23 protein-coding genes are annotated in these 23,158 nt (G+C 44.7%); 10 read left to right on the plus strand and 13 right to left on the minus strand.

Going from position 1 to position 23,158, the window contains the following annotated elements:
- Window positions 1-259: 259 nt before the first annotated feature.
- Both C0V77_RS11595 and C0V77_RS11600 read left to right on the plus strand, forming a co-directional pair.
- Complete coding sequence (locus C0V77_RS11595; protein ID WP_101726519.1) at window positions 260-1,351, plus strand: glycosyl hydrolase; 1,092 nt, start codon at window positions 260-262, stop codon at window positions 1,349-1,351.
- Between the two features lie 65 nt (window positions 1,352-1,416).
- Window positions 1,417-2,058 carry a YceI family protein gene (locus C0V77_RS11600; protein WP_101726520.1) on the plus strand — a complete coding sequence of 214 codons (642 nt, stop codon included), beginning with the start codon at window positions 1,417-1,419 and terminating at the stop codon, window positions 2,056-2,058.
- A 68-nt stretch (window positions 2,059-2,126) separates the two neighbouring features.
- On the opposite strand, the gene C0V77_RS11605 is transcribed toward C0V77_RS11600, so the two are convergent.
- Complete coding sequence (locus C0V77_RS11605) at window positions 2,127-2,690, minus strand: isochorismatase family protein (protein ID WP_101726521.1); 564 nt, start codon at window positions 2,688-2,690, stop codon at window positions 2,127-2,129.
- A gap of 526 nt (window positions 2,691-3,216) precedes the next feature.
- Here C0V77_RS11605 and C0V77_RS11610 point away from each other — a divergent pair.
- The 4 genes from C0V77_RS11610 (at window position 3,217) to C0V77_RS11625 (ending at window position 6,160) form a co-directional block, all read left to right on the plus strand.
- Complete coding sequence (locus tag C0V77_RS11610; protein ID WP_101726522.1) at window positions 3,217-4,251, plus strand: sensor histidine kinase; 1,035 nt, start codon at window positions 3,217-3,219, stop codon at window positions 4,249-4,251.
- On the plus strand, window positions 4,244-4,969 hold the full coding sequence (locus tag C0V77_RS11615; RefSeq protein WP_229236269.1) for a LytTR family DNA-binding domain-containing protein: 726 nt from the start codon (window positions 4,244-4,246) through the stop codon (window positions 4,967-4,969). Before C0V77_RS11610 ends, C0V77_RS11615 begins: the two co-directional genes overlap by 8 nt.
- Window positions 4,970-5,108: 139 nt before the next feature.
- Window positions 5,109-5,708: a Panacea domain-containing protein gene (locus tag C0V77_RS11620; RefSeq protein ID WP_101726523.1), complete on the plus strand. Its 600-nt coding sequence runs from the start codon at window positions 5,109-5,111 to the stop codon at window positions 5,706-5,708.
- A 5-nt stretch (window positions 5,709-5,713) separates the two neighbouring features.
- Window positions 5,714-6,160, plus strand: a complete 447-nt coding sequence (locus C0V77_RS11625) for a hypothetical protein (protein WP_101726524.1) — start codon at window positions 5,714-5,716, stop codon at window positions 6,158-6,160.
- 202 nt (window positions 6,161-6,362) lie between these two features.
- Here the strand turns inward: C0V77_RS11625 and C0V77_RS11630 are convergent, their stop codons facing one another.
- From C0V77_RS11630 to C0V77_RS11660, 6 genes are all read right to left on the minus strand, one after another.
- A complete protein-coding gene (locus C0V77_RS11630; protein ID WP_101726525.1) occupies window positions 6,363-6,731 on the minus strand; it encodes a helix-turn-helix domain-containing protein in 369 nt (122 codons plus the stop codon).
- A 184-nt stretch (window positions 6,732-6,915) separates the two neighbouring features.
- The gene (locus C0V77_RS11635; protein ID WP_101726526.1) at window positions 6,916-7,557 is read right to left on the minus strand and encodes a hypothetical protein; all 642 of its coding nucleotides are present in this window, start codon (window positions 7,555-7,557) and stop codon (window positions 6,916-6,918) included.
- 368 nt (window positions 7,558-7,925) lie between these two features.
- The gene (locus C0V77_RS11640; RefSeq protein WP_101726527.1) at window positions 7,926-10,025 is read right to left on the minus strand and encodes a hypothetical protein; all 2,100 of its coding nucleotides are present in this window, start codon (window positions 10,023-10,025) and stop codon (window positions 7,926-7,928) included.
- A 955-nt stretch (window positions 10,026-10,980) separates the two neighbouring features.
- Window positions 10,981-11,793 carry an N-acetylmuramoyl-L-alanine amidase family protein gene (locus C0V77_RS11650; protein ID WP_101726529.1) on the minus strand — a complete coding sequence of 271 codons (813 nt, stop codon included), beginning with the start codon at window positions 11,791-11,793 and terminating at the stop codon, window positions 10,981-10,983.
- Window positions 11,794-11,805: 12 nt separating this feature from the next.
- Window positions 11,806-12,435, minus strand: a complete 630-nt coding sequence (locus C0V77_RS11655) for a hypothetical protein (protein WP_143706074.1) — start codon at window positions 12,433-12,435, stop codon at window positions 11,806-11,808.
- 11 nt (window positions 12,436-12,446) lie between these two features.
- Window positions 12,447-13,565: a hypothetical protein gene (locus C0V77_RS11660; RefSeq protein WP_101726531.1), complete on the minus strand. Its 1,119-nt coding sequence runs from the start codon at window positions 13,563-13,565 to the stop codon at window positions 12,447-12,449.
- Window positions 13,566-14,001: 436 nt separating this feature from the next.
- Between C0V77_RS11660 and C0V77_RS11670 the strand changes: the two genes are divergently transcribed.
- Entirely contained in the window at window positions 14,002-14,247 is a 246-nt protein-coding gene (locus C0V77_RS11670) for a hypothetical protein (RefSeq protein WP_101726533.1), read from the plus strand.
- Between the two features lie 93 nt (window positions 14,248-14,340).
- Here the strand turns inward: C0V77_RS11670 and C0V77_RS11675 are convergent, their stop codons facing one another.
- Window positions 14,341-14,700: a hypothetical protein gene (locus tag C0V77_RS11675; RefSeq protein ID WP_101726534.1), complete on the minus strand. Its 360-nt coding sequence runs from the start codon at window positions 14,698-14,700 to the stop codon at window positions 14,341-14,343.
- Between the two features lie 4 nt (window positions 14,701-14,704).
- Window positions 14,705-15,895, minus strand: coding sequence for a hypothetical protein (locus C0V77_RS11680; protein WP_101726535.1), 1,191 nt, complete (start codon window positions 15,893-15,895; stop codon window positions 14,705-14,707).
- A 279-nt stretch (window positions 15,896-16,174) separates the two neighbouring features.
- On the opposite strand from C0V77_RS11680, the gene C0V77_RS11685 reads away from it, so the two are divergent.
- Window positions 16,175-17,689, plus strand: a complete 1,515-nt coding sequence (locus C0V77_RS11685; RefSeq protein WP_101726536.1) for a tyrosinase family protein — start codon at window positions 16,175-16,177, stop codon at window positions 17,687-17,689.
- Window positions 17,690-17,885: 196 nt separating this feature from the next.
- On the opposite strand, the gene C0V77_RS11690 is transcribed toward C0V77_RS11685, so the two are convergent.
- Window positions 17,886-18,437, minus strand: a complete 552-nt coding sequence (locus C0V77_RS11690; RefSeq protein ID WP_101726537.1) for a cupin — start codon at window positions 18,435-18,437, stop codon at window positions 17,886-17,888.
- 183 nt (window positions 18,438-18,620) lie between these two features.
- Complete coding sequence (locus tag C0V77_RS11695; protein WP_101726538.1) at window positions 18,621-19,667, minus strand: hypothetical protein; 1,047 nt, start codon at window positions 19,665-19,667, stop codon at window positions 18,621-18,623.
- A 763-nt stretch (window positions 19,668-20,430) separates the two neighbouring features.
- On the opposite strand from C0V77_RS11695, the gene C0V77_RS11700 reads away from it, so the two are divergent.
- Entirely contained in the window at window positions 20,431-20,643 is a 213-nt protein-coding gene (locus C0V77_RS11700) for a hypothetical protein (protein WP_101726539.1), read from the plus strand.
- A 259-nt stretch (window positions 20,644-20,902) separates the two neighbouring features.
- Here the strand turns inward: C0V77_RS11700 and C0V77_RS11710 are convergent, their stop codons facing one another.
- Both C0V77_RS11710 and C0V77_RS11715 read right to left on the minus strand, forming a co-directional pair.
- Window positions 20,903-22,267, minus strand: a complete 1,365-nt coding sequence (locus tag C0V77_RS11710) for a DHA2 family efflux MFS transporter permease subunit (protein WP_229236270.1) — start codon at window positions 22,265-22,267, stop codon at window positions 20,903-20,905.
- A gap of 138 nt (window positions 22,268-22,405) precedes the next feature.
- Window positions 22,406-22,936 carry a histidine phosphatase family protein gene (locus tag C0V77_RS11715; RefSeq protein WP_101726542.1) on the minus strand — a complete coding sequence of 177 codons (531 nt, stop codon included), beginning with the start codon at window positions 22,934-22,936 and terminating at the stop codon, window positions 22,406-22,408.
- Between C0V77_RS11715 and C0V77_RS23165 the strand changes: the two genes are divergently transcribed.
- On the plus strand, window positions 22,936-23,082 hold the full coding sequence (locus C0V77_RS23165; RefSeq protein WP_158237949.1) for a hypothetical protein: 147 nt from the start codon (window positions 22,936-22,938) through the stop codon (window positions 23,080-23,082). The two genes, C0V77_RS11715 and C0V77_RS23165, sit on opposite strands and share 1 nt — an antisense overlap.
- The last annotated feature ends 76 nt before the right edge of the window (window positions 23,083-23,158 follow it).

A 23,158-nucleotide genomic window follows, 5' to 3' on the forward strand; every position in this document is an offset into this window, starting at 1 on the left:
TTTATCATATACGGGGGTTATGGCATTTTTTGGGCGCTTAACGCAAGGCCAAACTTCATTTTACATTTGGTTTACTTCTTTTTACAGGCTTTTAACAGTTGCCGGAATAACAACAGGTAGATTTGCTGATATAACGGCCACCGGAAAAGCAGCGGCAATTTAAACCTGGCAGGGCTTATGGTTAAACCAGAACTGCCATTGCCGGCTACTTTGGGCTGGTTATCATCAAAATTGGTTTTACCTTTAAATTTATAAAATTATGAAAAAATTGTTTGTGTTTATTCCGGTAATTATGCTGGGTTTATTTCTTCTCAATTCTTTTGTGCGGAAAGATAAGGAGGGAACCAGAACAGGTAAACCGGCGGGTGTTGCCAGCATTGTTTTTAAATCTACCGATGGCGGCCAAACCTGGCACGACATCAGCAAAGGGCTGCCTGAAAATTTGCAGAAAGAAGGGGTGCGGGGAGAAAGCCTGATTGCCAACGACAACGGGCTGTTTTTACGTGCCGGTGACGGGCTTTATTATAATGAAGCCAATTCGGCTAACACAGACTGGACAAAAGAGGGTTTCCCCGGTAAGCAACGGTATCTGACACCGGGCAACAACAAGATGTTTGCCTTTGATTTCAGGGGCCAGTTCATGCGGAAAATAAACGGAACCAACAATTGGGCACCCATTTATACCAATTTTCAGGAACAAGCCGTGAGCATAGATAAAACCATCGACTGGATGTACAACAGTTATAAAGAGCGCCAGGTAAATACCGTTTTTGAAACGGCCGGAGGCACTGTTTTTATTGGCGCCAGCAACCACCTTTTCAGATCAGCCGACTATGGTAAAACCTGGAAACGCGTGCATACCGGGGGTGGGCTGATGAAACTGGCAGAGCAGAACGGGGTGCTTCTGGCTACGTATAAAGAAGGGGTGCTGAGGTCGACTGACAATGGACTGAACTGGGCGCCCGTGTTGGGTGAAGGGGGCGTTGGCATTGCCGTTGAACCCATAACAGGCGGGTTTGCGGCTATTGTTACCAGCAAAGAGGCCCGCATCAACCGCTTGTATATTTCAACAGATAAAGCCCAGACCTGGCATGCAGTGGGCGGAGACCAACTGCCATCCAATGAAAGGTTGTTTATGAGAAAAATAGGTCTGCTTCCTGCCTCATCTGCTATTTTATCTATCAAACAAATGGGTAGATTTTTAATATGCGGGCGGGCAGATGGTATCTACCGCTCGGCCGACATGGGCAAAACCTGGCAGCCACTGGCGGTGCCTCTAACGGGCAATTACGGCTTCCAGGTTTCTGTTTCGGGTAATACATTGTATGTGATGCCCTTCAAGGGCTGCTAGGCAAGGCCAGACCCGGCTCCTCTGCTTTAAAATCATTCATTAATGCTCAATTGTGTTTCCGAACTATGAAAAACAAGCTATTATTTGGGTGTCTGGTTTTTATGGGTGCCTGGGGGTGCCTGGCTTGCGGCCAAACTGCCCATGATGAATCCGGCGGCAATGCGGGCAGCTATGGGGCCTCTGCACAAAAGTATATAATTGATACCAAAGCAAGTTATGTAGCCTGGCGCGGCTCCTTGCTGCTAGACACCGGGGAAGACTACGCCGGGTATGTGTATCCGTCGGGTGGAGAAATGATAACAGATAATGGCCAACTGGTGGGTGGCAAAGTGGTAATAGACATGGAATCAATGGTCTATAAAGACAGGCAGCATAAAAACAGCCCGGTGTTTCACTTAAAGTCGGCCGATTATTTTGATGTCGAGAAATTCCCCACCGCTGCATTTGTTATTACGGGCGTAAAGCCTGCACCCGGAAAAACGCTGGAAGTAAAAGGTAAACTGACCATTAAGGGTGTTACGCGCACGGTTAGTTTTCCGGCAAAAATGACATTAGCCGACGGAGTTTTAAAGGCGGATGGCCAACTGGTGATTGACCGCACCGAATGGGGTATCAGGTATAATTCAGGCAGGTTTTATGATGTCGCCGCCGACCAGGTGGTAGCTGATGGCATTGAATTAATTTTGCAAGTTGTGGCCAGAAAATAAACATCTTCAGGTATTTTAACGGGGCTTATTGCAATCAGCACGGCAATAAGCCCTGCTGGTTTTATAATCTACCGGGCGGTGCCTGCCAATTCATCTAATATCGCCCGGTGAGGCATGACATTTACAGCGCCCTTCGTAGGAATCATGTTTTTCCAGACCCAGTTGTAATGCTCAATTACCTGCACTGCTTTTAAATGGGGCCTTTCGCCCGTAGTGTGGCCATCTTCAACCACTGTTATTTTATAATCGCGTGTTAATGCCGATTGCACCGTTGATTCTACGCAGAAGTCTGTAGCGCAGCCCGAAATTATCAGCTCATCAACCAGGTATTGATCCAGTTGCGGTTGAAGTTCAGACCTGTAAAAAACATCATTTGCGTATTTGTTAATCAGAATATCACCGGCCTCCACTTTTAAGTCGTCCAGCAATTCCCATTCTGTTGTATGGGGTACAAAGTTGCCGGAGTGGCTTCCATCGTGCTGAATAAAAAATACAGGCAAACCATAGGTACGAAACGCCTCAGCCATTAAATTTATTCTTTGAACTACGCCATCGGTGTCGTGCCGCGGGGTTAATGCAGTAAACGAACCTTTCTGCATATCAATCACCAGTAAGGCTTTTCTGTTTTTCATCGGTTGTTAATTACAAAGATAAAATGTAAGTAGTTTTTGGAAAAATACCAACAAAAAAGCCCCTAAATTAAGGGGCTTTTTGCTACAAGCGTATGAAAGATTCATGTAGAATCTAACGTCTTTAGTGGTATTTACATACCCGCAATATCTTTTTTTCATGGCTATACAAAATACTGATTACTGATGAAAAATGATTTCATCTTTTTTGTTTTTATGGATTGACATACGTGACAGTTTTTGGCTGGTGCGGAGTAGTCAATAACTTTTTCATTTATATTTGTCGCAGCCGATGACACTATGGCTTGGGTAAAGCCGGAAAAGAATAAGTGTCATTTCTACAAATATAATAGAAACAACCTTAAAAAAATATTAAATATTATTAAATTATTACCCGCTAAGGTAATTTATAAAACCTTTTGCCGGAAAAATGAGTGATAAACCCCCTAATATTTGTGATAAAGTGGGTTTGTCATTTGTTTTTGTTAACAAATCATGATTCTTTTTCTTTTGTAGAAACTCCAAAAAAATGTTGCGTGCAGGTATAAAATTTAAAAAAATAGACTGGGTAAGAGAACTGCTGTTTTTCTGGGGTTTCTTTATACTGATGTCTATCAGCCGCTGGAACTTCCTGTCGTCGGTTGAAGAAATCACCATTGGTTTTCTGCATTTTCTGATGCTGTATGCCTTGGCTGTTTTTTACCGCATATTTGTTTTTCCTTTTTTTAAAAGCGGGCAGCTTAACCGGTTTCTGGCGGTGTCGGTGGTGGTGTTGCTGGCTGGCAGTACGGTATTGTATCTGGCCGACTACCTCTGGTTTTTTCGCGAGTTTCATCAGACTCAGAATCCGGTAAAAATGGGGCTGCTTTATCTGGCTACTACCTCCGGCAGTATTATAACCATGGAGGCCGTTTTTTTGCTTGAGTATTTTTACCGCCAGCAAATCAGAAGCAGTAATCAACTGCTGCAACTGAGCGAAGCCCAGACCAAATTGCTGCAGGCGCAGCTTAATCCGCATTTTTTGTTTAATACACTTAATAATCTGTACGGTATCAGCATAAAAGAGCCTACGCGGATGCCCGATATGATCATGCAGTTGTCGCAACTGATGCGGTATCAGGTAGAGTCGGCCTCAAAGAAACAGGTAAATCTAAACGACGAGCTTGCGTACCTCACCAGTTATATTCAGCTTGAAAAAGAGCGCATCGGCCAACGCTGCACGCTTAATTATGTTTACCCTGCACCTACCGGCGCACCGCATTATATAGTGCCTTTGCTGCTGCTGCCGCTGATAGAAAACGCCTTTAAACATAGCAGCGGCGCCATTAAGAATTGCTTTGTGAGCATTACTATTACCCTTGCCGGGCAGGAGCTGGTGCTTGACATCCTCAATTCTATACCGGCGCGCAGGCCCCGGCTGGTTTCTACCGGGGTGGGCATACCCAATACCCTGAAGCGCCTGGAAGCCTTTTATGCCGGGCGGTTCAGGCTTGATATGCACGAAACCGAGTGCCAGTATCATACTTTGCTTAGCCTTCAACTAACCCCTGACGTACATGACTGACCCGGTATTGCCCAAAACACTGAAGTGTATTATTGTTGACGACGAACGCGGCGCGCATCTGGTATTGCAGCATTATGTGGCGCAGGTAGACAGGCTTGAGCTGGCCGGTAGTTGCGAAAACGCCATTGAGGCCATTAACCTGATGCACCAGACACCCGTAGACCTGGTTTTTCTGGATATTAACATGCCCCAGATGAGCGGGCTTGAGATGCTGAGCACCCTGAAACAAAAACCGCTGGTTATTTTTACGACGGCTTATTCTGACTACGCCCTTGAAAGTTATAGCTACGATGTGGTTGATTATTTGCTGAAGCCTATTCAGCTTGCGCGCTTTCTGAAAGCCGTAGACAAGGCCTTTTATTTGTTTGGCCTGCCCGACAGGGCTACTCAGACATTACCCGCGGCTGTGCCTGAGGCCTCTATAGTGTTAAAGGTAGACGGCGATTGGATGCGGATTGAAACCGACCACATTAAGTATGCCCAAAGCTGGGGTAATTATGTGAAGATTTTTACCGATACCCAGATATACCTGACAGCCCTTACCTTAACCGAGCTGGACCAGCGCCTGCCAGCCGGACAGTTTGTGCGGGTGCATAAGTCTTACCTGGTGGCGGTGAGGCGCGTTACGCGCATCAGTGGTAATGCCTTGTTTATTCATGACGTTTCGTTGCCCATCGGGCTTACCTACCGCCGCGAGCTGATAGAACATTTTAAATAAAGCGTAGGCCAGGCCTGAAAAAAGGCAGGAAGGCAAAACCATTAGCAGAAAGAATAAAAACTTAAAAATTGTTCGGAATTGAAATTTTTAAGGCTGATTATTGTTATATTTGTATATGACTTCCCCTATCAATAGCGCTATGAAAGTTGTTGCCCCTTATACCAGAGCAGACTTAGATAAAATAGGTAACTCTATGATTTATATGGCGCAGCGCATACAGCCACTCTCAAAAACAAAGCTGCTTAAATTGCTTTATCTGCTTGAGGAGTCGTCGGTGAAAAAATATGGAATGCCATTTCTTAATTTAAGTTTTCAGGTCTGGAAGTTCGGCCCCGTTGCCAAAGATATTTTCATTGATTTATCGTCTGGCTCTGAGCCTACGCTATTTGATAGCTACATCGGCAATACTGTTGTAAATGGCACAACTACAATAAGCGCGCGTAAGGGGTTTGTGGATGATGAGTTTTCAGACAATGAAATTGAATTGCTGGATTTTATAACTGAAAAATTTAAAAACGTAAGTGCAGAAGAACTGGTAAAACTAACCCATCGTGAGCATGGGCTTTGGCACAAGGCAGCCAAAGATAACGGTGTGCTTGAATACTTTGAAAACGATTCATTGAATAGTACAGCAATTGAAATAGATTTTTCTCAATTACTGTTAAGTGACCAACAAAAATATACGCGCTATTTTGAACAAACCGAATTTGTTGAAGTCAGCCGTTCCTTAAAATTCTGATTGCTGTGTTTCAGGAAGGTCTTATTTTATATTACAATGATTTCCGTTTTAAAAACGGAAGCGATTCAAAGAACAAATATTTTATTGTTCTGAAACGAATCGATTCGATGCTTATTCTGGCTACTTTACCTTCCAGTAAAGATTTTGTGCCGTCTGTCTGGCAAGATTATGACCATCATACCTGTATTGAGTTGGCAGAGTTTAACTTCAATTGCTTTTTTATTAAGCCGCAATCTGCTGTAACTACCACTGGCTGGGGCTTCCCCTTACCAACATTTTTGTATGGCAGCCAGATTGATGCGTATGAAGAAGCCATTCTGTATGACATTTATCCGGTTGAAGGTATTGATTATGACATTATCGGGCAGTTAAAGCCTGAGTTGCTAAGCCTCATAAAAGATTGTTTTCGCTCTTCTGCCAGCGTTAAGCGTAAGTTCAGAAGAATACTTTAATTGCTTCCGTTGCAGCAAATGCAAGGCCAGGCCTAAAAAAAGGCCGTTTAAAAGGTAAGTTGGTGTAAATTGCCCGGGTGGGGCTGAAAGGTGTGGAAGGATTAACCGAAGAGGATTGACACTGAAATTGGTTGGGACAACGCAATGCAAACCGGAATTTTTTAATTTGAATACACCGAAACTGCGGTAAACACCCGCGGCTTCATTTAAGTTGCAGCCTGTCTATGATTGTTTTTAGGTAGGTATTTTCTTGTTTTAGTTGTTCAATGATTTGTTCATATAGCCGTTTTTCAGAATCTGCCAGCCCGGGGTTCGTGCCTGGTATTTCATTCTCTGCGGCGCCCTGTCTGTTTTTAACATTAAACACCATGTTTTCGTTAAAATTCAGGATGTCTTCCAGTTGAATATCCAGTATTTCCGCTATTTTTCTGAGTTTCTGAAACGATACCTCCGACTCATCTCTTTCTATTTTACCATACCCTGTGGCAGTCATGTTCAATGCTTTAGCTACATATTCTTGCGTGTAATTCCTTAACTCACGCAATTTCCTTAGCCTGTTTCCTATCAACATACTTTAAGTTTTAATATAGTTGGTCATTCTAAGGCTATCTTGCTTTACAGGCCGGTAAAATATCCGCCGTAAAATACTAGCACATAGTTACTCGATGTTTCAGCAATCCGTCTACTGGCTTGCCGGTAAAAAAAATCAGAATAGCTTCATGTTATAAAGAATAGCACCAGACAACCCATACAAATTACCTGCCAGTTTGATTTCTGTTCTGGGTAAAACTGTAATGAATCAGCAAAATTAAAATACAGGAAAAATTCAAAAAGGCACAGAGGTAAAGAGAATTTTCAAGCCCCATCAGATTTAGCCTTAATACCTGCGAAAAAAACAGGCTGGTTACGGAACCTGTTATGAACCACAGATACAGTGTTTTTGGGGTAGACGCATCGGCATCTTCAAAAATTCTGGACAGCAAAGCAATAGAGGTACTCATTAATAAAGGCAGCAACGCTAATGAAATGATATAAAGCAGGCTGGCCTCAAACAACCGGAGCAATGGTAAAAGGATGGCAGACACCGCACCACTGCACATAATATTTTTGCTAAACACAGCAAAAGTAATAAAGAAAATTTCAAAAATGGTAATCATCAGCAATAAAGAGTGGTTTCCGATGCTAAAAAGCACCCGTTTGGCCATCAGATAACCCAGTGGGCAACTCAGTAAAAATGCCACCAGCGATATCTGAAAATTGTAGGTTCTAAAGCCATGATGTGCAAACAGGTATTGTGAGCACACAGCCTGATAATGAAAACTTGTAAAACCCGAGCAAAATGAAATGAATAGTAATGACAGAGATTTTCCGTGATTGACTTTTTTAGCCGAGTTCATATTTTATAGTGTTATGTAGAATTTGGGTTTTGCAAGGCCGGGCCAAAAGCGTTTAATGACGCCTCTGACAACAAAGCACCCAGCCGTGAAAAATTATTTTAAAAAAGGTTTAGTACGCTTTCAAAATTAGTAGTAACATCTTAAAGGACAAGGCTCATTTGCGCACTTGCAGGAACAATAATGAACTTTTAAGAATATTTTTCCCGCAATGGTATTGCATTTGTGAATGTGGGTGAACCTGGTATATATACGAACCCCGATATCGGTAATGAAAGCCTGAAAAGGCAGGTAGGAAGTGTCTGTAAACAAGAAACCCTTTACCGGCAACGGGGCTGGTAAAGGGTTTCTGAAACACGGTTGGCTGGTTATTACCAGATTCTTTTTTCTCTCAGCGTGATAGGTTCACTTGATTGTTTTTCCGGAATATCGTACAGGAACAGGAACTGGTTGTCGCCCACTTCGTCGGCAATGGTTTCCCATGCGTCTCTCAGGTAAGCGCCAATTTTTTCGGTGCCGTAGTGGTTCAGCCCACCGATAATAAACACCGAGATGTCGTCTCCGAGGGTTAGTTTGGCAATAATACCGTAGTCGGCACAATCGTCGTTCACCCATTTTTCTTCATACTCAACCCATTTATCAGCAAACTTGGCGTAGAAAATGTTTCTTTCGCTTTCGTCTTTGTATTCAATTTTCTTAGGTCTGGTAGATTTCCGCACCAGCTCAAACGGCAAGGAGTTGTCGGAGTTGATGATGTACTCAGCAACGGTTGGCGGGTTCTGGTCGCTGCCAAAAATACCGATGGCTACATATACGCCCGGTTTTCTGGTTTTTATGAGTTCTTTTACGTTTTTGTATTTTTCGCCTACGCCAATATACACCGGCAGCGGTATAATACCCAGGGTTTCGTAAAAGGCTTCTCTGATAGCCACCGCCGTTTTAATATCGGTTTTGGGTACGCCAGGGTAGAAATCGTCGTTGTCGGTATCAATAAATTTGTATTTAAGTATAGTAGCAATGTTGTTTCTGTTAATGGTGTTGGCATTAAACAGGTTACTGAACTTGGCACGTCTTTCTTTAATGGCGCGGGCGTCGTTATCGCGAGACTCCTGGCTTTTGCTGTACGCATTAAAGATATTTACCAGATTAGCCAGGGTTTTAGGGTCGGTGGTTTCGTAGCTGAAAATACCGCCGTTTTTGCCCAGGGCATCTATATTGGTAAGGGTTATTAAGGCTTTAGAAGGCGTAGTGCCTGTGATAGACTTGGTGAGCACAAACTGAAACGGTATGCTGTCAAACTCATGTATGTTTTCACGCAGGTAGCCCCAGTCAACCAGTTTGTCTATCTGGCTCAGGTTATTGGCATATAAAAACTCTTTCAGTTCTTCACGTTTTTCTTCAATGGTTTCGCCAAAGCCCAGATTAATACCCTTGGCAAATGCATAATACACGTTGCCGTCTTCTACGTTCAGGCTTACACTTCCGGTGCTGAGCGCCTCTTCGCCAAACTGGTCGTAGTAAATAATATCGGCTCTTTCCAATCCTTTTTCAAGGTATTTTTCGTACTGGCTAAACTCAATGTCGTCTTTTTTGGTGTTCAGAATCGCCATGTGTATCGAGTCTGACTTCTGGCGGTAGCGTGTTACGAGTTTCTCAATCAGGTCGTTTATTTCAGTATTTTGCTTGTCTATTTTTCTGTAATACTTGTGGTAGTCAAGCTGGCTTAATTTGCTGATATCAGTATTACCCTGCCCAAACGAGTTCAGCACTACCTCCATGTTATGGCTGGTCATGTAGTTGAGGTCGGCAGAGTAGCTCATGATATACAATTCGCTTTCTTCTTCGTTTTCAAGGCTCAGGGCCAGAATGCTTTTCAGCGAGTCTAGTCTTTCTCTCAGCGTATATTTAGGCTGTACAGCCGTAAAGTTCTTTACTATTGCGTTTGTTTTTTCAAGCAGATTATGGCTTTTGTCGTAAATGGTAGCAAAACTTGCTTCTTTTTCTTTGCGGTTTTCGCCGTCAACCATCAGCGCAATAATAATACCGAAAAGAATACCCAAAAACCCGATAATGATACCGGCGAGGTCCATGTGCAGCAGCAACTCATATAAGGCACCCGGCACAAATTGCTGCACATTACCGCCTGTGGTAGTAATGGTAGAGCTGTCAATAAACAACTGTTTGAAGAAAATGAACATGATTTTTAGCACAAACGCCGAGAAAAACAGATACAGCAGCGTATAGGTAATAATCATGATTCCTTTGAAATCCTTGTTCTCGTCTGAAGAGTATTTATCAAGCAGTTTGTTGAAATTGGCATTGCTGATTCTTTTAATGGGCCACGATAGCACCCTCAGCATGGCGTTTTTCTTGGTGAAAAATAGCAGTAAATAGAGCAGGAATAGGATAAAGAAAATGGAAAAATAGAGAAATGATGCGGAAATGGTGATTTCGCGGAAAATAGGTTGCATAAAGACTAATTGTTTGGTTAAATAAGTTTCAGTTTGATCGCTTTTATTTTTGTATGTTGAAAAAACTCACGAAACACAGGTTTGCTTTTGCCCGGCAAATGGTAACACGGGCGGGTACTTGTTATTAAATATCAAACTGAGGGTTGCCTTTTGCGCCTGAAAATAAAAAAAGCCAAAGTGCAAAGCGTCAAATCCATAGGAGTTTCAATAATTAAAAAACACGTAATCGGGTGCAAATATCGCTTTACACGGCGCCCGGGCAGTATTGGGGAGCCTGCCGGCGGGTAGATAATAGATTAGTACGGCCTGAGGCCTGGTAGTCAGCGGGTTTGGTTTTTATAGGTTGAATACCGGCGGCCCAAAAGGCCTGTTTCTTTTTTAAGTCTTAACTGCTTCGTTTGTTTCAACCCACAAAAGTAATTATTAAAGCGAAAAAATATGAACGATAAATAAAGTATTTCTATCAACAAAATGCTTCTAATTGTGTACAGAGACGCATTAAAGGCCGATTATCAATCTTTTATGGCTGGTGGTAAGGCTGGCTGGCACAAAAAAAAACAGGTATCCGCAGTTTGGCTGGCACTTTTGGCCGGCCATAAACGGTGGGCTGTTTTGCTGTGTGGCAAAGTGGCAGACTGTTATAAATGCCTATCCAAAGTTAAAGTGTGGTATTTGAAAAAGCAAGTCATATTTCTACTATTTTTAGAATTTATTGTAAACATTTTAGAATATCCGATTAAAATTGTAATCAGCAGTGCTTTTTTTTTGATTCTACGGTGCTTTGGTAGTAAAAATGGCAGGTTTACACCTGTCAGCATAAGGCAGCAGGGCTAAAAGCTGTGTAAAACCCGGCCAGAGGCCGTACCAAAAAGTGAGCCGGGACCTTTGCCCGGCTCTGGGTTTACGCTTTAAAATTACAGCAAACGGGCGGGGGAACGGAACGGGGCTCTGCATCCTACCCATGCAGTATGCCGCCGTCCCAGAACCAGTTGCCCTGTGCTGTCTGATACCATACCGGGTTATTATTGATGGCCTCGCCTTTTTCTGTTCTGGCCGTATAAGCCAGCACGGTGCGTGCGGCTACGGTTTCTACCACCGCGGCTCTTCTGTTGGGCTGGGTGCGTATGTTTAGCCGCACTGCCGTGGTAAGTTGCCCGGTTTCGGTAGGGGTGGTGTCGGCCTCTGGCTGGGTTTCTCCGGTGCATTCGCGGTATTCTTCCACTACGTCTTTCAGCAGTTGCTCGTAGGTGCGCCTGCTGTGGGCAAGGCCCGTGAGGGGGTCTGTCTTGCGGCCGGGGTCCAGAAAAAAGTGTCCCACAATGTCTTTGGCCGGGTCTAGCTGAAACTCATAACATAGCTTTGCCAGCACCCACACAAATTTGTTGTAGGCTTTGTCGGCATCTATTTTGTCGCCGTAGCAATATTCTACGCCAATGGCGGCATCGTTGGCGTTTACGCCAAAGAGTTCGTTATCTTTGGGGCGGTCATACAGCACATGCCAGGCTTTTTCGGGCGGGGCGGTCAGGGCGGGTATGCACTCCAGTATCTGGCGGTCGTCTACAAAAATATGGGCCGAGGCCGTTTTTTTGGGCGGTACCGTATGGGCGGTATTGGTATAATAGCTGATGTTGCCAGCCGCGGTTGAGTCCGGGTTGCCGGTGTCATGCGCCACCAGGAATCTGACCTTGGCTATGGCCAGACCCGACCGCCTGCGCGACGGCTTGGGCAGGTAGCTGGCGCCAATGCTGAATTTTTCTGTAAATGCCATTTGGTTATTGGTTTAGCCTACGGGTTGTTCTTCCAGATTGGGTTGCGTACCGGCTGTGCCGGCGCCTGCGGCCGTGCCTTTGTTTTCGGTAACTTTCAATGCTACATAAGTAGCCGAACTCACACCCAGCAGAATCAGGTTGTTGGGTTCAATGTCGGGTATTATCAGGTTGATGTTGTTTTGTGGAGGCGTGGCCAGGTTGTTAACCACCTTCAGAATAAACCAGATACCAAATGCCAGGTTAAAAACCACTGTCTGGAAGCGGTGGATGCTGACGCCTGTCTGGTCTGACAGGATATCTACCACAAAGTTGGTTCCGTTGGTATCCTGATGCCGCTGGATGTTCGGGTCGCTTTCATCGGCTGCATCAATAACCCGGGCCGATGCAATGGTGGCTGCACTGATGCCCAGCAGAATAACCGTTGACTCCCACAATTCGGGGGCATTGTTGTGGGTAATCATGATGGATGTGAAGGCCGACATGATGATGACCGTCCACCAGGCCAGTTGCACCCTCGACCAGCTATACGGCTGCTTTTCGGCCGTGCTCTGGTCTTTCAGCATACAATATTTGTGATTGCAATAGGCTACGCAGCACGTAAGCACCACGAAAATGAGCCAATACCATAGAACAGGTTTCATTTTATGTATGTTTAGTTTTTTGCCCAGATGGGTGATGTATAGATGCGGTCGCCGTCTTGCTGCACAATTTCAACATAGTAATAAAAGGCATTGCCCGGCGCCAGTGTTACGGTTTTGCTCAGGGTGTCGGTGGCGCTTCTGGCAAGCACGGTGGGCATTTGCCCGGTACCCGGCTTGCCATACAGCACCTTTATGCTTTTAATGGCATCGGTTGAGTCGGGGTCTGTTACGGTTACTGTTAGTTGGAGTGTCCCCTTGTTTTTGCTGTAACTACCCAGTGGCATGCCATTCAGGGTGAAGTCAACCTTTACGTTCCAGTCTTCAGTAGCATAAAACCGGTTGGCCTTATAGGCGGCAATGATGCTGTCGCGGTGCAGGGTCTGAGCCAGCACGGCTGTTCGTGTGGCCGACATCCGCCCGAAGGTGGTATTGTGGTTGTCGTGGTCTATGGTGGGGCCTACAATATAGCCTTTAGACAGCAGCGTTTTATAGTAGCTGTAAAACCGGGGCGAGGGTTTGTCTGAATAATCTGTTTTTTTAGAAAACGCCGGGCCGCTGCTAATGGCCACCCCACAAATGGCCTGGTCGGCCGTCAGGTTATAGCCCTGCGCGGCCAGATCTGAAAAATGAGTGGGCTCCGGGTGTGCCAGTGTGGCAAAAACATGGGGGTTGGCGGCCAGGATTCGGAACAATGAGGTGTAGTCTGACTTGGCCGAGTAAACGTCATAATTGTTGCGCTCCCAGCCAATGAGCTTGTCTGAGCCATAAATAACAATATGCCCGCCTTTGCTGATAACGCCGTACTCCATGCCATAGAGGCACACAAAGCGGCCGTTTTCGTTCAGTGCGTCGGCATCGGCCAGGCCTTTGGCGTAGCTGGCAAGCTGCATACCTGCCTGGCTGTGGTTATGCTCTGAGATACCGAGGAAATCGAGATGGGCAGATTCCCGCGCAAAGCGGAACGCATCTGCCGGGGTCTTCACGCCGGTTTCGGCGCTGTCTTTGCAGCCGTCAGAATAAGAAGTATGCGCATGAATATTGCCATAATAAACGTTGTAGCGTTGCGCTACAAGTGTTTGCCAGCCCAGCACAAGGCTGCACAGATACAGAAGTGTCAGTCGGGTAAGCATGGTATATTTGCAGGTTAGTTTAAGGCATTGGGTATAGCGCAAGCGCAACACAGCACGCCACTACAACCAGTGGTTTATGCTGGCCTATGGCTGCACAAAATGATAAAGAATCTGGCGGTAAAGCAAGATGAATTTATTTAATGGCAGCTCATATTTAAACCCCCCGGCGTCTAAAATAGGCTCTGTATTTTTTGCTGGGTACAGAGCAGAACATCAGGTGGTAGCTGATGCGGTTTTGGCTACCACTGCGTATTTTTACGTATCTGTACTACCGTTCAAACGCCTCAGAATTATATGTATATACATGATTTGCTACCTTTTGATAACTTATTGTTTTTTTTGCGCCTCGCTACTTTCTGAATCTTTAATTTTGTACTAATTAACCCGGTGAAACACACCACCCGATTCTAGTGACTTTTTAAATTTACACTACCTTATGAAACGTAGTCTGTTTTTATTTCTGCTGCTGGGGCCCCCGGTATTAGGGGGGTATGTAATGGGTTTTTTGAATATTGGATTCTCAAAACCTGTTATCCTTGGATTCTTAATCTACATAACCGTAGTTATTTTATTGCGGATTTTGTACAAGAAAAGTTCGTATGTTCAGAAGCTTTTTATGTCTAAAGAAAAGCTTGAAAGATTGAAAGCCGGTATTGATGACCAGTACTACGATTACCGCTAGGTAATTGCCACCTGCAGTTCATTTTTTGCCTTGCCACTAAAAGCCGCCTGTATGTGCGGCTTTTGGCGTTTATCAGCAAGCAGCGGCGCGGCTTTAAGGTTGGTCTGTTTGTTCTTCGGCTGTTTGGTCTGTTTGTTCTTCTTCTTCCGGTGCTGCTTCTGCTACATCAGCGGCGGCGGCTGCCGTGCAAACCTGCAGATATTGGGTAAGCGAGGTTTGGCTGCTGCCCACTACCAGGGTGGCTGTAAACTGGTGTATCAGGCCATCTTTGGGGGCATCAAAATCTACATCTAATGGGGTTGCCGTAACAGAGGGTACAGGTTTTACCTGTTTTGCGCTATTGCCTCTTACCAGCGTAATGGTGCCAGGCTGGCCGCTATTGTCGGTGTCGGCCACGGTTACAATCACCTTGCATTGAGCCGCTGAAAAGTTTATGTCTATGGTAAGTGCCATTGTTTTAGAATTTTGAATTGGCCTGGGCCGTTTGAAATGCTTTGAGGATGTCGCCGAAATAGTTGATATTGATAGATAAACCCAGGGTGTTGTATTTATCTTTACTGTTTAAAGCTACCCCATAGGTAAACTTAAACAGCTGATTAAACCGGAGCGTGCCGCCTGCGTAAATAATGGGCGTTAGTTTTACGTCTTTATTTCCCATTATACCCACGCCCACAGTGGGTTGAATCAGATAGGCCACTGCCCTGTGGAAACGCTGGAAGCTTTTGGCAGGCGCGGCTGTAACGTAATCTTTCAGCGAAACATCGGGTGGTATTCTGGCAAACAAATAGGGGCTTATGGTAAAGAACATACCAAAGTTTCTTTTAACGGAGTCTGGCCTTGAGTTGCCGAGAAACGTCATGGCTGGGGTAATGTCAAAAGAGGCGTAGTACATTACCTCACTTACAATGACTGATACATCCAGAACATTTGCAGCTACAATATCCATTGACCGCAAATTTTCAAGTCCTTTACTAAATACTTCTTTTGCAAGACTTTCAATTTTATCTTTTAATGATTTATCATCTGGACTATTAATTAATCTTTGATACACATTTATTAGATCTCTACATTTAACGGGATCTGCTGTTGGAGCAAAAATTTGTGCAAAATCAGCTTTCAGTTTTTTATTACCTACATAATAGATGTTTAGGGAATTGGGTAATGCATTCTGAAATGCAGTTAACACTAAAGACTTAAAGTCCTCAGGTGAAATACCTGGGTTGTTTTTAGAAAAATATGCCTTTAATGAATCGGAAGGTGCGTTTAGCTTCGCAGTTATTTCTTTTATTAACTTATTTTTCTCATTAGCGCCTTGTAGTTTTTCAACATAAATCTCCAGCCCTACGGTTTCCTTTGGTAAAAATGGGCCTATCAAAGCGCGGTAGCCGGAAGTGGTGGGTACGCCCTTAATCTGCACCGCCTGAGGCTGAGATGAGGCAAATACCTGTATTGAGATTTTATCAGGATTTTGCAGGGGCTTTTTCAGTTCGCCCTCAAGTAGTATTTTCTGATTGGGCAGCATCTGGCTGTTTTCTTCTTTGCCGTTTTTATCAACGGTTTGTCCGTTCTGATTCAGCCGGATATGGTTCTTCTGTGCATACAACAGACTACCGGAAAGTAGAAAAATGAGGAGGAGAATTTTTTTCATGTGTACAGCTTTTATAAGGGTAATGTAAATGTACCTCTAATATATAGCTGATGCGTATAGGCTTTATAGTTATTTTATTTACAGGCAATTAATTCTATTTATCGGTTGCTTTGCCTACCTGCCTTGTGCTGTTTTTGGGTAAAAAATTATTAAGCGGTAGTAAATGCGTAAAAATACGGTACCGTAAAATAAGTAAGTGTTCCTGTCAATAAAACTAATTGAAATTGCATTTACATTGCACATGGTTTTTTTTAACAACCTAAATCGATAGTCAAGAAAATGAAAAAATTACTGCTATTTACCTGCCTGTTATTGGCTGTTATGGCCATGAGCTGCACCAACAAAGGTGAGGATGGAAAAGACTCTACCATTGCCGGGCCAGATACCAAGAAGTATATCCGGAAAAACGCGTATTCGCCTGATGCAGCCAAAGACCTTGAAGCCCTGGATAAAGCCCTGGCCATTATGAGAAAAGCCGACTGCTCAGACCCCACCAGCTGGTATTACCAGGGTGCCATGCACTGGGTACCCGATACCATTACGGGCCAGAACAAGTTGTGTAACAGTTATCAGAATGTGTCGCAACTCAAAGCAGGCTGGGACAACTGTACGCACCTGGACCAGGGTGAACTGATACATTTTCTGGTTTGGCACCGCATGTACATTTACTATTTTGAAAAAATTGTGCGCAAATTGTCGGGCTATCAGGATTTCGCCCTGCCATACTGGGGCTATACCGATACCACCAACATTACCCAAAACCGCACTATGCCGCCTATCTGGCGTAATACCAGCAACAGCCTGTATACCGTTGAGCGGCTGGACAGCCTCAATAACGGCGACCCGATATCGGGTAAAACCGTACGCCGCCTTGACCTGACCAAGCTGAACCAATACCGTACCTATGCACTCTACAACGAAAACATGAACGCCGCACCGCACGGCGCCATGCATAATTACATAGGCTTTGGTAACGACTTAAAGGGTAAAGAACAGTATTCGGTTATTTATCAGAATACGTCTTTCGGTATGATGTCTGACGTTGCAACGGCTGCTTTCGACCCGATTTTCTGGGCGCATCACTCTAATATTGACCGCCTGTGGCAGCAATGGACTAACTCGCCCAACGGGCAGGATGTAATGCTTGAAGAACTGCAAAAAGTAGCCTGGCCGTATGTTTTCTTTAATGAAAACGGCGAAAAAATTACGTATACCATTGAAGAGGTGGTGAAGATTATCTATAACCTGGATTATGACTATGATGATGCCATTGTGAAACCTAAAAATGCACCTAAAGAGAATCTGAAAATGCTGGCTACCCCCGTTAGCAAGGAAGATACAATCGGTAATTCTAACAAGGTCGTAAAACTGGTTAACCCAATGACCAAACTGGTGATTGAACGTGACCCTCAGCAAAGGCTGAACTGGCTGCAAAAGAACGTAAAACCCAAGGATGTGCTGGTGATGTCGGTGAAGGTATCATTTACCAAAGCGCCTAAGTCTGACTATGAGATTTACCTGAATCTGCCGCCTAAAGAGACGCCTACCCCGGGTAATAAGTATTATGTGGGTTCTATGACGTTCTTCGGGGCAGACCACAAGCACTCTAAAAGTGCGGTGCATGGCCATAAGGCAGGTAACAAGATATACAAAACCTTTAATTATGAAATCACCAATGAATCGGCTCATACAAAGGCGCTTGATAAGCAAACTTTTGATTTGTCGATTCTTAAATTTAACGGCTCAAAGGCTGAAGACCTGCAGGTGGAGAGCGTTTCGGTGGTAAAACAATAAGAGAGGAAGCCTGATATTACAGACACAGCCACGGCATAAAAGGGCTGTGCCTGTAATATACCCGGCAATGAATGGCCGGTGGTTTATGCTGTATCTGCCATGTATTTTGCATAGGGCAGAACCATTTAATTGGTGTTTCTATTTCGTCAGACTGCTGTTACTTAAAAAAATGCTGCTGCTGTGGCGCAATTCACTTTCAACAACCGCCAATTACCCGTTTGAAATCGGGTAGCTGATTTATTTCCTGATACTGCCATTGTTTCAGTAGTTCGCCCTGTAAACCAAAAACGGGGTCGGTTTCAGGAAGCGGCACGCGGCTGATGTTTTCAAGCGCCTGTGCGCGTTCGTCGTCATTGCCAATGAGCAGGTCCCACGCCATGCCGTCCGGATACCCACCCACCACTGTATAATTGAGGTGTTCTGAAACCGCCGAATGCCCGGTGCCGGCAGGCAGAATAACCACGTCGCCGGCTTCCAGAGCCAGCGACAAGCCATTGCGGCCACCTATGCGCAGGGTAAGGGAGCCATCGCCTATGCCGAGTACCTCATGCGTAATGCTATGGAAATGATCATAACCATAAACGGTGTCGCGCCAGTTGTTGGTCCAGCCGTTGGTTTTAAAGGTTTCTTCCAGCCATTCGGTTTTGTTGGCGGCCTGTGTTACCTGGCGATACACAATAACGGGCAGCTCGCTGTTGGGCATGGTGCCGTCGTCAAGGAAATAGTATTTTTCAAACAGATAGTTCATTTTTGCTCTATTTTGTTTCAGGGCAATCAGTAAAATAATCGTGCCAGTTGTAGCCGGAATGAAAAAATAACAGATGCCCAGGCAACAAAAAAACTCTGCCTGTGGCTCTTATCAACAAGAGCTACAAACAGAGTTTTGATGGCTGGCTTTGAAACGGAGTTTCAGGCCATGCTATGGGTTAAATCAACCTTGTCCTTGGTCGTGGCATTTTTGGAAACCTGCAGTCAGGATAGTATTCAAACTTGCAAGTTGGGTATTGTAATTGTTGGTAATACCGGCTAAGTCAGCATCTCTTGCTGCAGCTGCTTTGGCAATGCTTGAAGTTACTAAAGTAGCACAGGCATTTAGTTCAGCTGCCTGCAAATTAGCAAGTGAACTGATTGTATTGGCATAAGCAACATAGTATAACACAACAATTAAATTGTAATTGGTCTCACCCAAAACATCTTTTGCTGCAGCCAGGGCGGCAAGATCTGTTGTCAGCTGGGTAGTGGCATTAGTTCTAAGCGTTGTATATTTACCAGGAATGCTCGAAGAACAGCTTGCACCAGATGCGTTAGCTTCTGTAACCGCAGTATTATAGGCAGTTGTTACTGTAGAAACCTGAGTGGCTCTGGCAGCGTCAAGCGTGCCTTTGGCAGTATTGTAAGCCGCCTGGGCAGCATCAGTACAAGGGCTGGTGATAGCCGCTACTGAGTAGTTCGGGAAAGTAATGAGCGGTTGGTTTTTGTCGAACGTTGATTCTTTAACCGCACCTGTTACAGGTTTTCCGTCTACTGAAGGAAGCGTAACTTTTGGCAGGTAGGCTGCAAAAGCCGGGTTGCTGGCAATAGCGTTCACTTTAATGCTCAAATCGGCAGGAAGAGTTCCTGTGGTCTGAAGGTTACTTACCACTGTAGGCGTAAAAGCTGCAGCAATAGAAGCGGCTTCAGTAGTAGAAACGATTTTCTGCATGTCTGTAGTTGCTGTAACAACTGCCGGAGATGAAGGACCGGCAGAAACGCCTGAAGTAAGGCTGGAAACCGCCGCTGATGTTTGAATGGCAGCAGGGGTTACGGTAGTAGCCGCCGGTTTGGTTACGGTTACATCAGGCAGTTTTACGCCCTTAAAGTCTTCTTCAAACTTCGGGATTTCCGGTTCTGAAGGTGTAGGCTTACAGTTATACAAGCCGACAGCTAGTGTCAGAATCAGGCTCAGGCTTAAAAATTTGAAATGGTTTCTTGGTTTCATTTTTTTTTACTTTGGATGCGTAATAATTTAACTATATCTGAATTGGTTTTTTGCAAAAATTAATTTTCTAGTTGGTTTGGATTTGAGTGGGGAGGGCGGCATACGCACAAGTTTATCAATCAGAGGGTTTTTACCCTCCCGCCTTTACCCGTTATATATCTTAATAGAGCAACCCGGCCTTTAATTTTTTCGGTATGCAATACATTCTAAAACGCCCGGTGAAAGCTGAAAACCCGTTCAAGCAAAAGACATACCAATGATAAAACGAGGTTCAGAAAGAATGCAGTAAATATTAGAATCCTGACATTATGAAATCTTCTATCTGATTTCAGGCACTAAAATATTGCAAAAAAAACTAATTATCAAGCGGTAACAGATTTATTTATGTAAAAAAACGCAAAAAATAACACAACTAACCATAATACCCGTTTGTTGATTGCTAACGTTATATTTTTCCTTATTTCAGTCCAATAATTTATTGGGCGGTATCTTTATAGATAGGGAGTGGCCAATGCTTTGTCGCTATTTTTTGGCTGTTTGTCTATCAGGATTTTGTCTGAAGGCCACCCAATTCAGGTCTAAAAAATTATCAGACGGATACATTTGGCGCGAATTAAATTTTTAGCCGTCAATGAAAAAAAATTATATGTTTCAACAGGTATCAATGGCATGAAATGTGCATCTTAAAGTAAATAACTATTTTATAACTGCTTGCCGGATTTAAACTGCTCCGGTATTTTGACTTTTTAAAACACAAAAATCTATGCGACGCCGTCAGTACTTCTTTTTATTGCTTGCACCTGTGGTGGCAGGGGTTTACATGGTAGGCTATTTTAACATTCCTGTTTCTAAACGCCTGTTTATTGGCCTGGCTGCTTACATGGTGTTTGTAACAATTTTAAGGATTCTTTTCAGACGAAGTTCACCTGTCAGGAAGTTCTTCGGCTCAAAAGAAAGTGAGAACTTATTTAAATAAGCATTTCTGAAACCCGGCTTTCTTATGGCCGGTGTATATGCGATTTACCAGACTGAGACTCGCTGAGGCGTTTTCATAAACGCCCACAGAAGGCTTTGTTGGCGTAGCTTTGCCCAAAATTGCTTCTGTTTTCAGGTTAAGTACATGGTGGTATTGGTATGAACCCAAGCAGAACGAACCCTGGCAGGCCTGGTGCGCGTGTTTAATGCCACCGCCAGGCGTATGCTGGGCCGATTTTAAAATCTGGTCTATTACCGGGCTACTGCAGGTTGGTGCCGTCTGACGGATGCAGGCGTCTGAAAACCAGGCTGGCCAGTATGCTGATGAGGCCCATCACTACAAACGTGTAGCGGAAAGCGTTATGGGCGTTGTGGTGGGTAAGGGCGGTGCCAAACTGAAAATATTTCAGTACCACTAATCCGGTTGAAATACCAAAACCAATGGCCAGTTGCTGATTAACCGCCAATAGCGAGTTGCCACTGCTGGTGTGATGCTGGCGGAGGTCGGCAAGGGCTATGCTGTTCATAGAAGTAAACTGAATAGAGTTGAAGAACCCCAAAGAAAAAATAATGGGTACAAACCAGTAAAGATTGGTATGTATGCCCGGTATAGCCAGGGCGCCTATCAACAGGCCTATAATGGTGGTGTTTACTACCAGTGTGTTGCGGTAGCCGAACCGGGACAGGATATTGATAACGCGCGACTTGGCAAAAATTGCCATGAGCGCCATAGGCGCCAGCATCCAGCCTGATACAATGGCCGACTGCCCGTAGATGGTTTGTATCATGAGCGGAAGCAACAGCGGAACCGCGCTGATACCCAGCCGCGTGGCAAAGTTACCCAGTATGCCTACCCTGAATGTGCGTACCATAAACAGGTTGAGCGGAAAGAGCGGATTGGCCGACCGCCGGGCGTAGGCAAAGTATAGCACCATCAGCAGTATGCCTACAATAAAGATAGTAAGCACCAGGGTAAGATTCCGGATGTCGCCCAGGAGTTCTATCGACAGTGAGAGCAGGAGCGAAGCCAGCGAGAAATAGAGGAAGCCGTGTAAATCGAACGTCGGAGATTCGGAGCGGTAGTCGGGCATATAATTGAGCGCCAGCACTATGCCCAGCACACCAATGGGTATATTAATGAGGAATATCCAGTGCCATGAAAGGTACACCGACACATACCCGCCTACCAGCGGCCCCATTACCGGGCCTATCAGCGCAGGTACAATGGCAAAGTTCATGGCCTGCACCATTTCTTTGCTCTTGAAGGTCTTGATAAGCGCCAGCTTGCCCACAGGCGTAAGCAAACTGCCACCCGCCCCCTGAATAATACGCGCAATAATAAGGTGCGTAAGCGTTTGCGACAAGGCACAAAGCAAAGACCCCACACTAAAAACCACCAGCGCCAGCAGAAATATTTTTCTGGTACCGAACCTGTCGGCCAGAAAACCGCTCACGGGCATCAGCACGGCCAGCGTCAGTACATAGCTGACAATGGCATAATGCATATTAATGGCCGACTGATGCAGGTCTTGTGCAATGGCCGGCAGGGCAGTGTTGAGAATGGTGGAGTCTAGCATTTGCATAAAAATAGCAATGGCCAGGGTAATGGGTAATCTTTCTTTCATAAGGCTATGGTTTGCCATCATGCAGTGGTTTGGATGCCGGTATTAAAAATACAGGTATTTGTGGCGGCTCACAAATATTATTATAATCAAAAGATTATGCCATGAGGTTGGGGTGTAGTGTTTGGCTTCGGCAGGGGTTTAATTTTTCTCAAACAAATAAACCTTGCCGTTGGCAGGGTTGTTGAATTTCTGTCCGGTAAAGCCTCTGGAAGTAAGTTTTTTTTGCAGCAGCATCATAATGAAGCCGTGGCTTACTATTAAGATTTCTTTTTCGGTGTTTTGTTCGACGTTATCAAGAAAAGCGTCCAGTTTTTTTTCTACTTCGGCTGTAATAACGTTGGCAGAAAGGGTTTTTCTTTTAATAAGTAAAGCCCAGATGAGTATGGGTAAACGCAGCCTTTTATTCAGCAGGTTAATTACATTTATTTCTCGTAGTTCGTCGTGCAGCGTAATAGCGCCAGTATAAATATGGCTGGCGGTTTTGGAGGCACGGCTCATAGAACTGGCATAGCAAAGTTTCCAGTCGATGCCGCCCATGTCAACCGGATTAATAATGAGGTCGGCCTTGTCATAGCCTTCAAACCATTCAGCCAGGGCGCCATGCCCAATTAGAAAACCACCGGGGAGTTTATGCCTGACTTTAAAATGGCGTACGAGTCCTATTTTCAATGTTGAAAGTTTTTAATCTTGCAAAGATAGTGCTTTCAGTGCATTCTGGTACAGACTGCATTCAGAAAACGGCCGACCTGCCGTCTGACTGGATAATCAGCCGGGCAGGGGGTAGGGTTCAGAATTTTGACCCCAGGGCAAGGTAATTAAAATCTGAAACAGAGGGGGTGTTGACACACCCACCCGTTAAAAATACACAGGCATCAGCTTTAGATGTGCGGC

The organism is Emticicia sp. TH156 (genome assembly GCF_002855535.1).
Taxonomy (GTDB): domain Bacteria; phylum Bacteroidota; class Bacteroidia; order Cytophagales; family Spirosomataceae; genus Emticicia; species Emticicia fluvialis.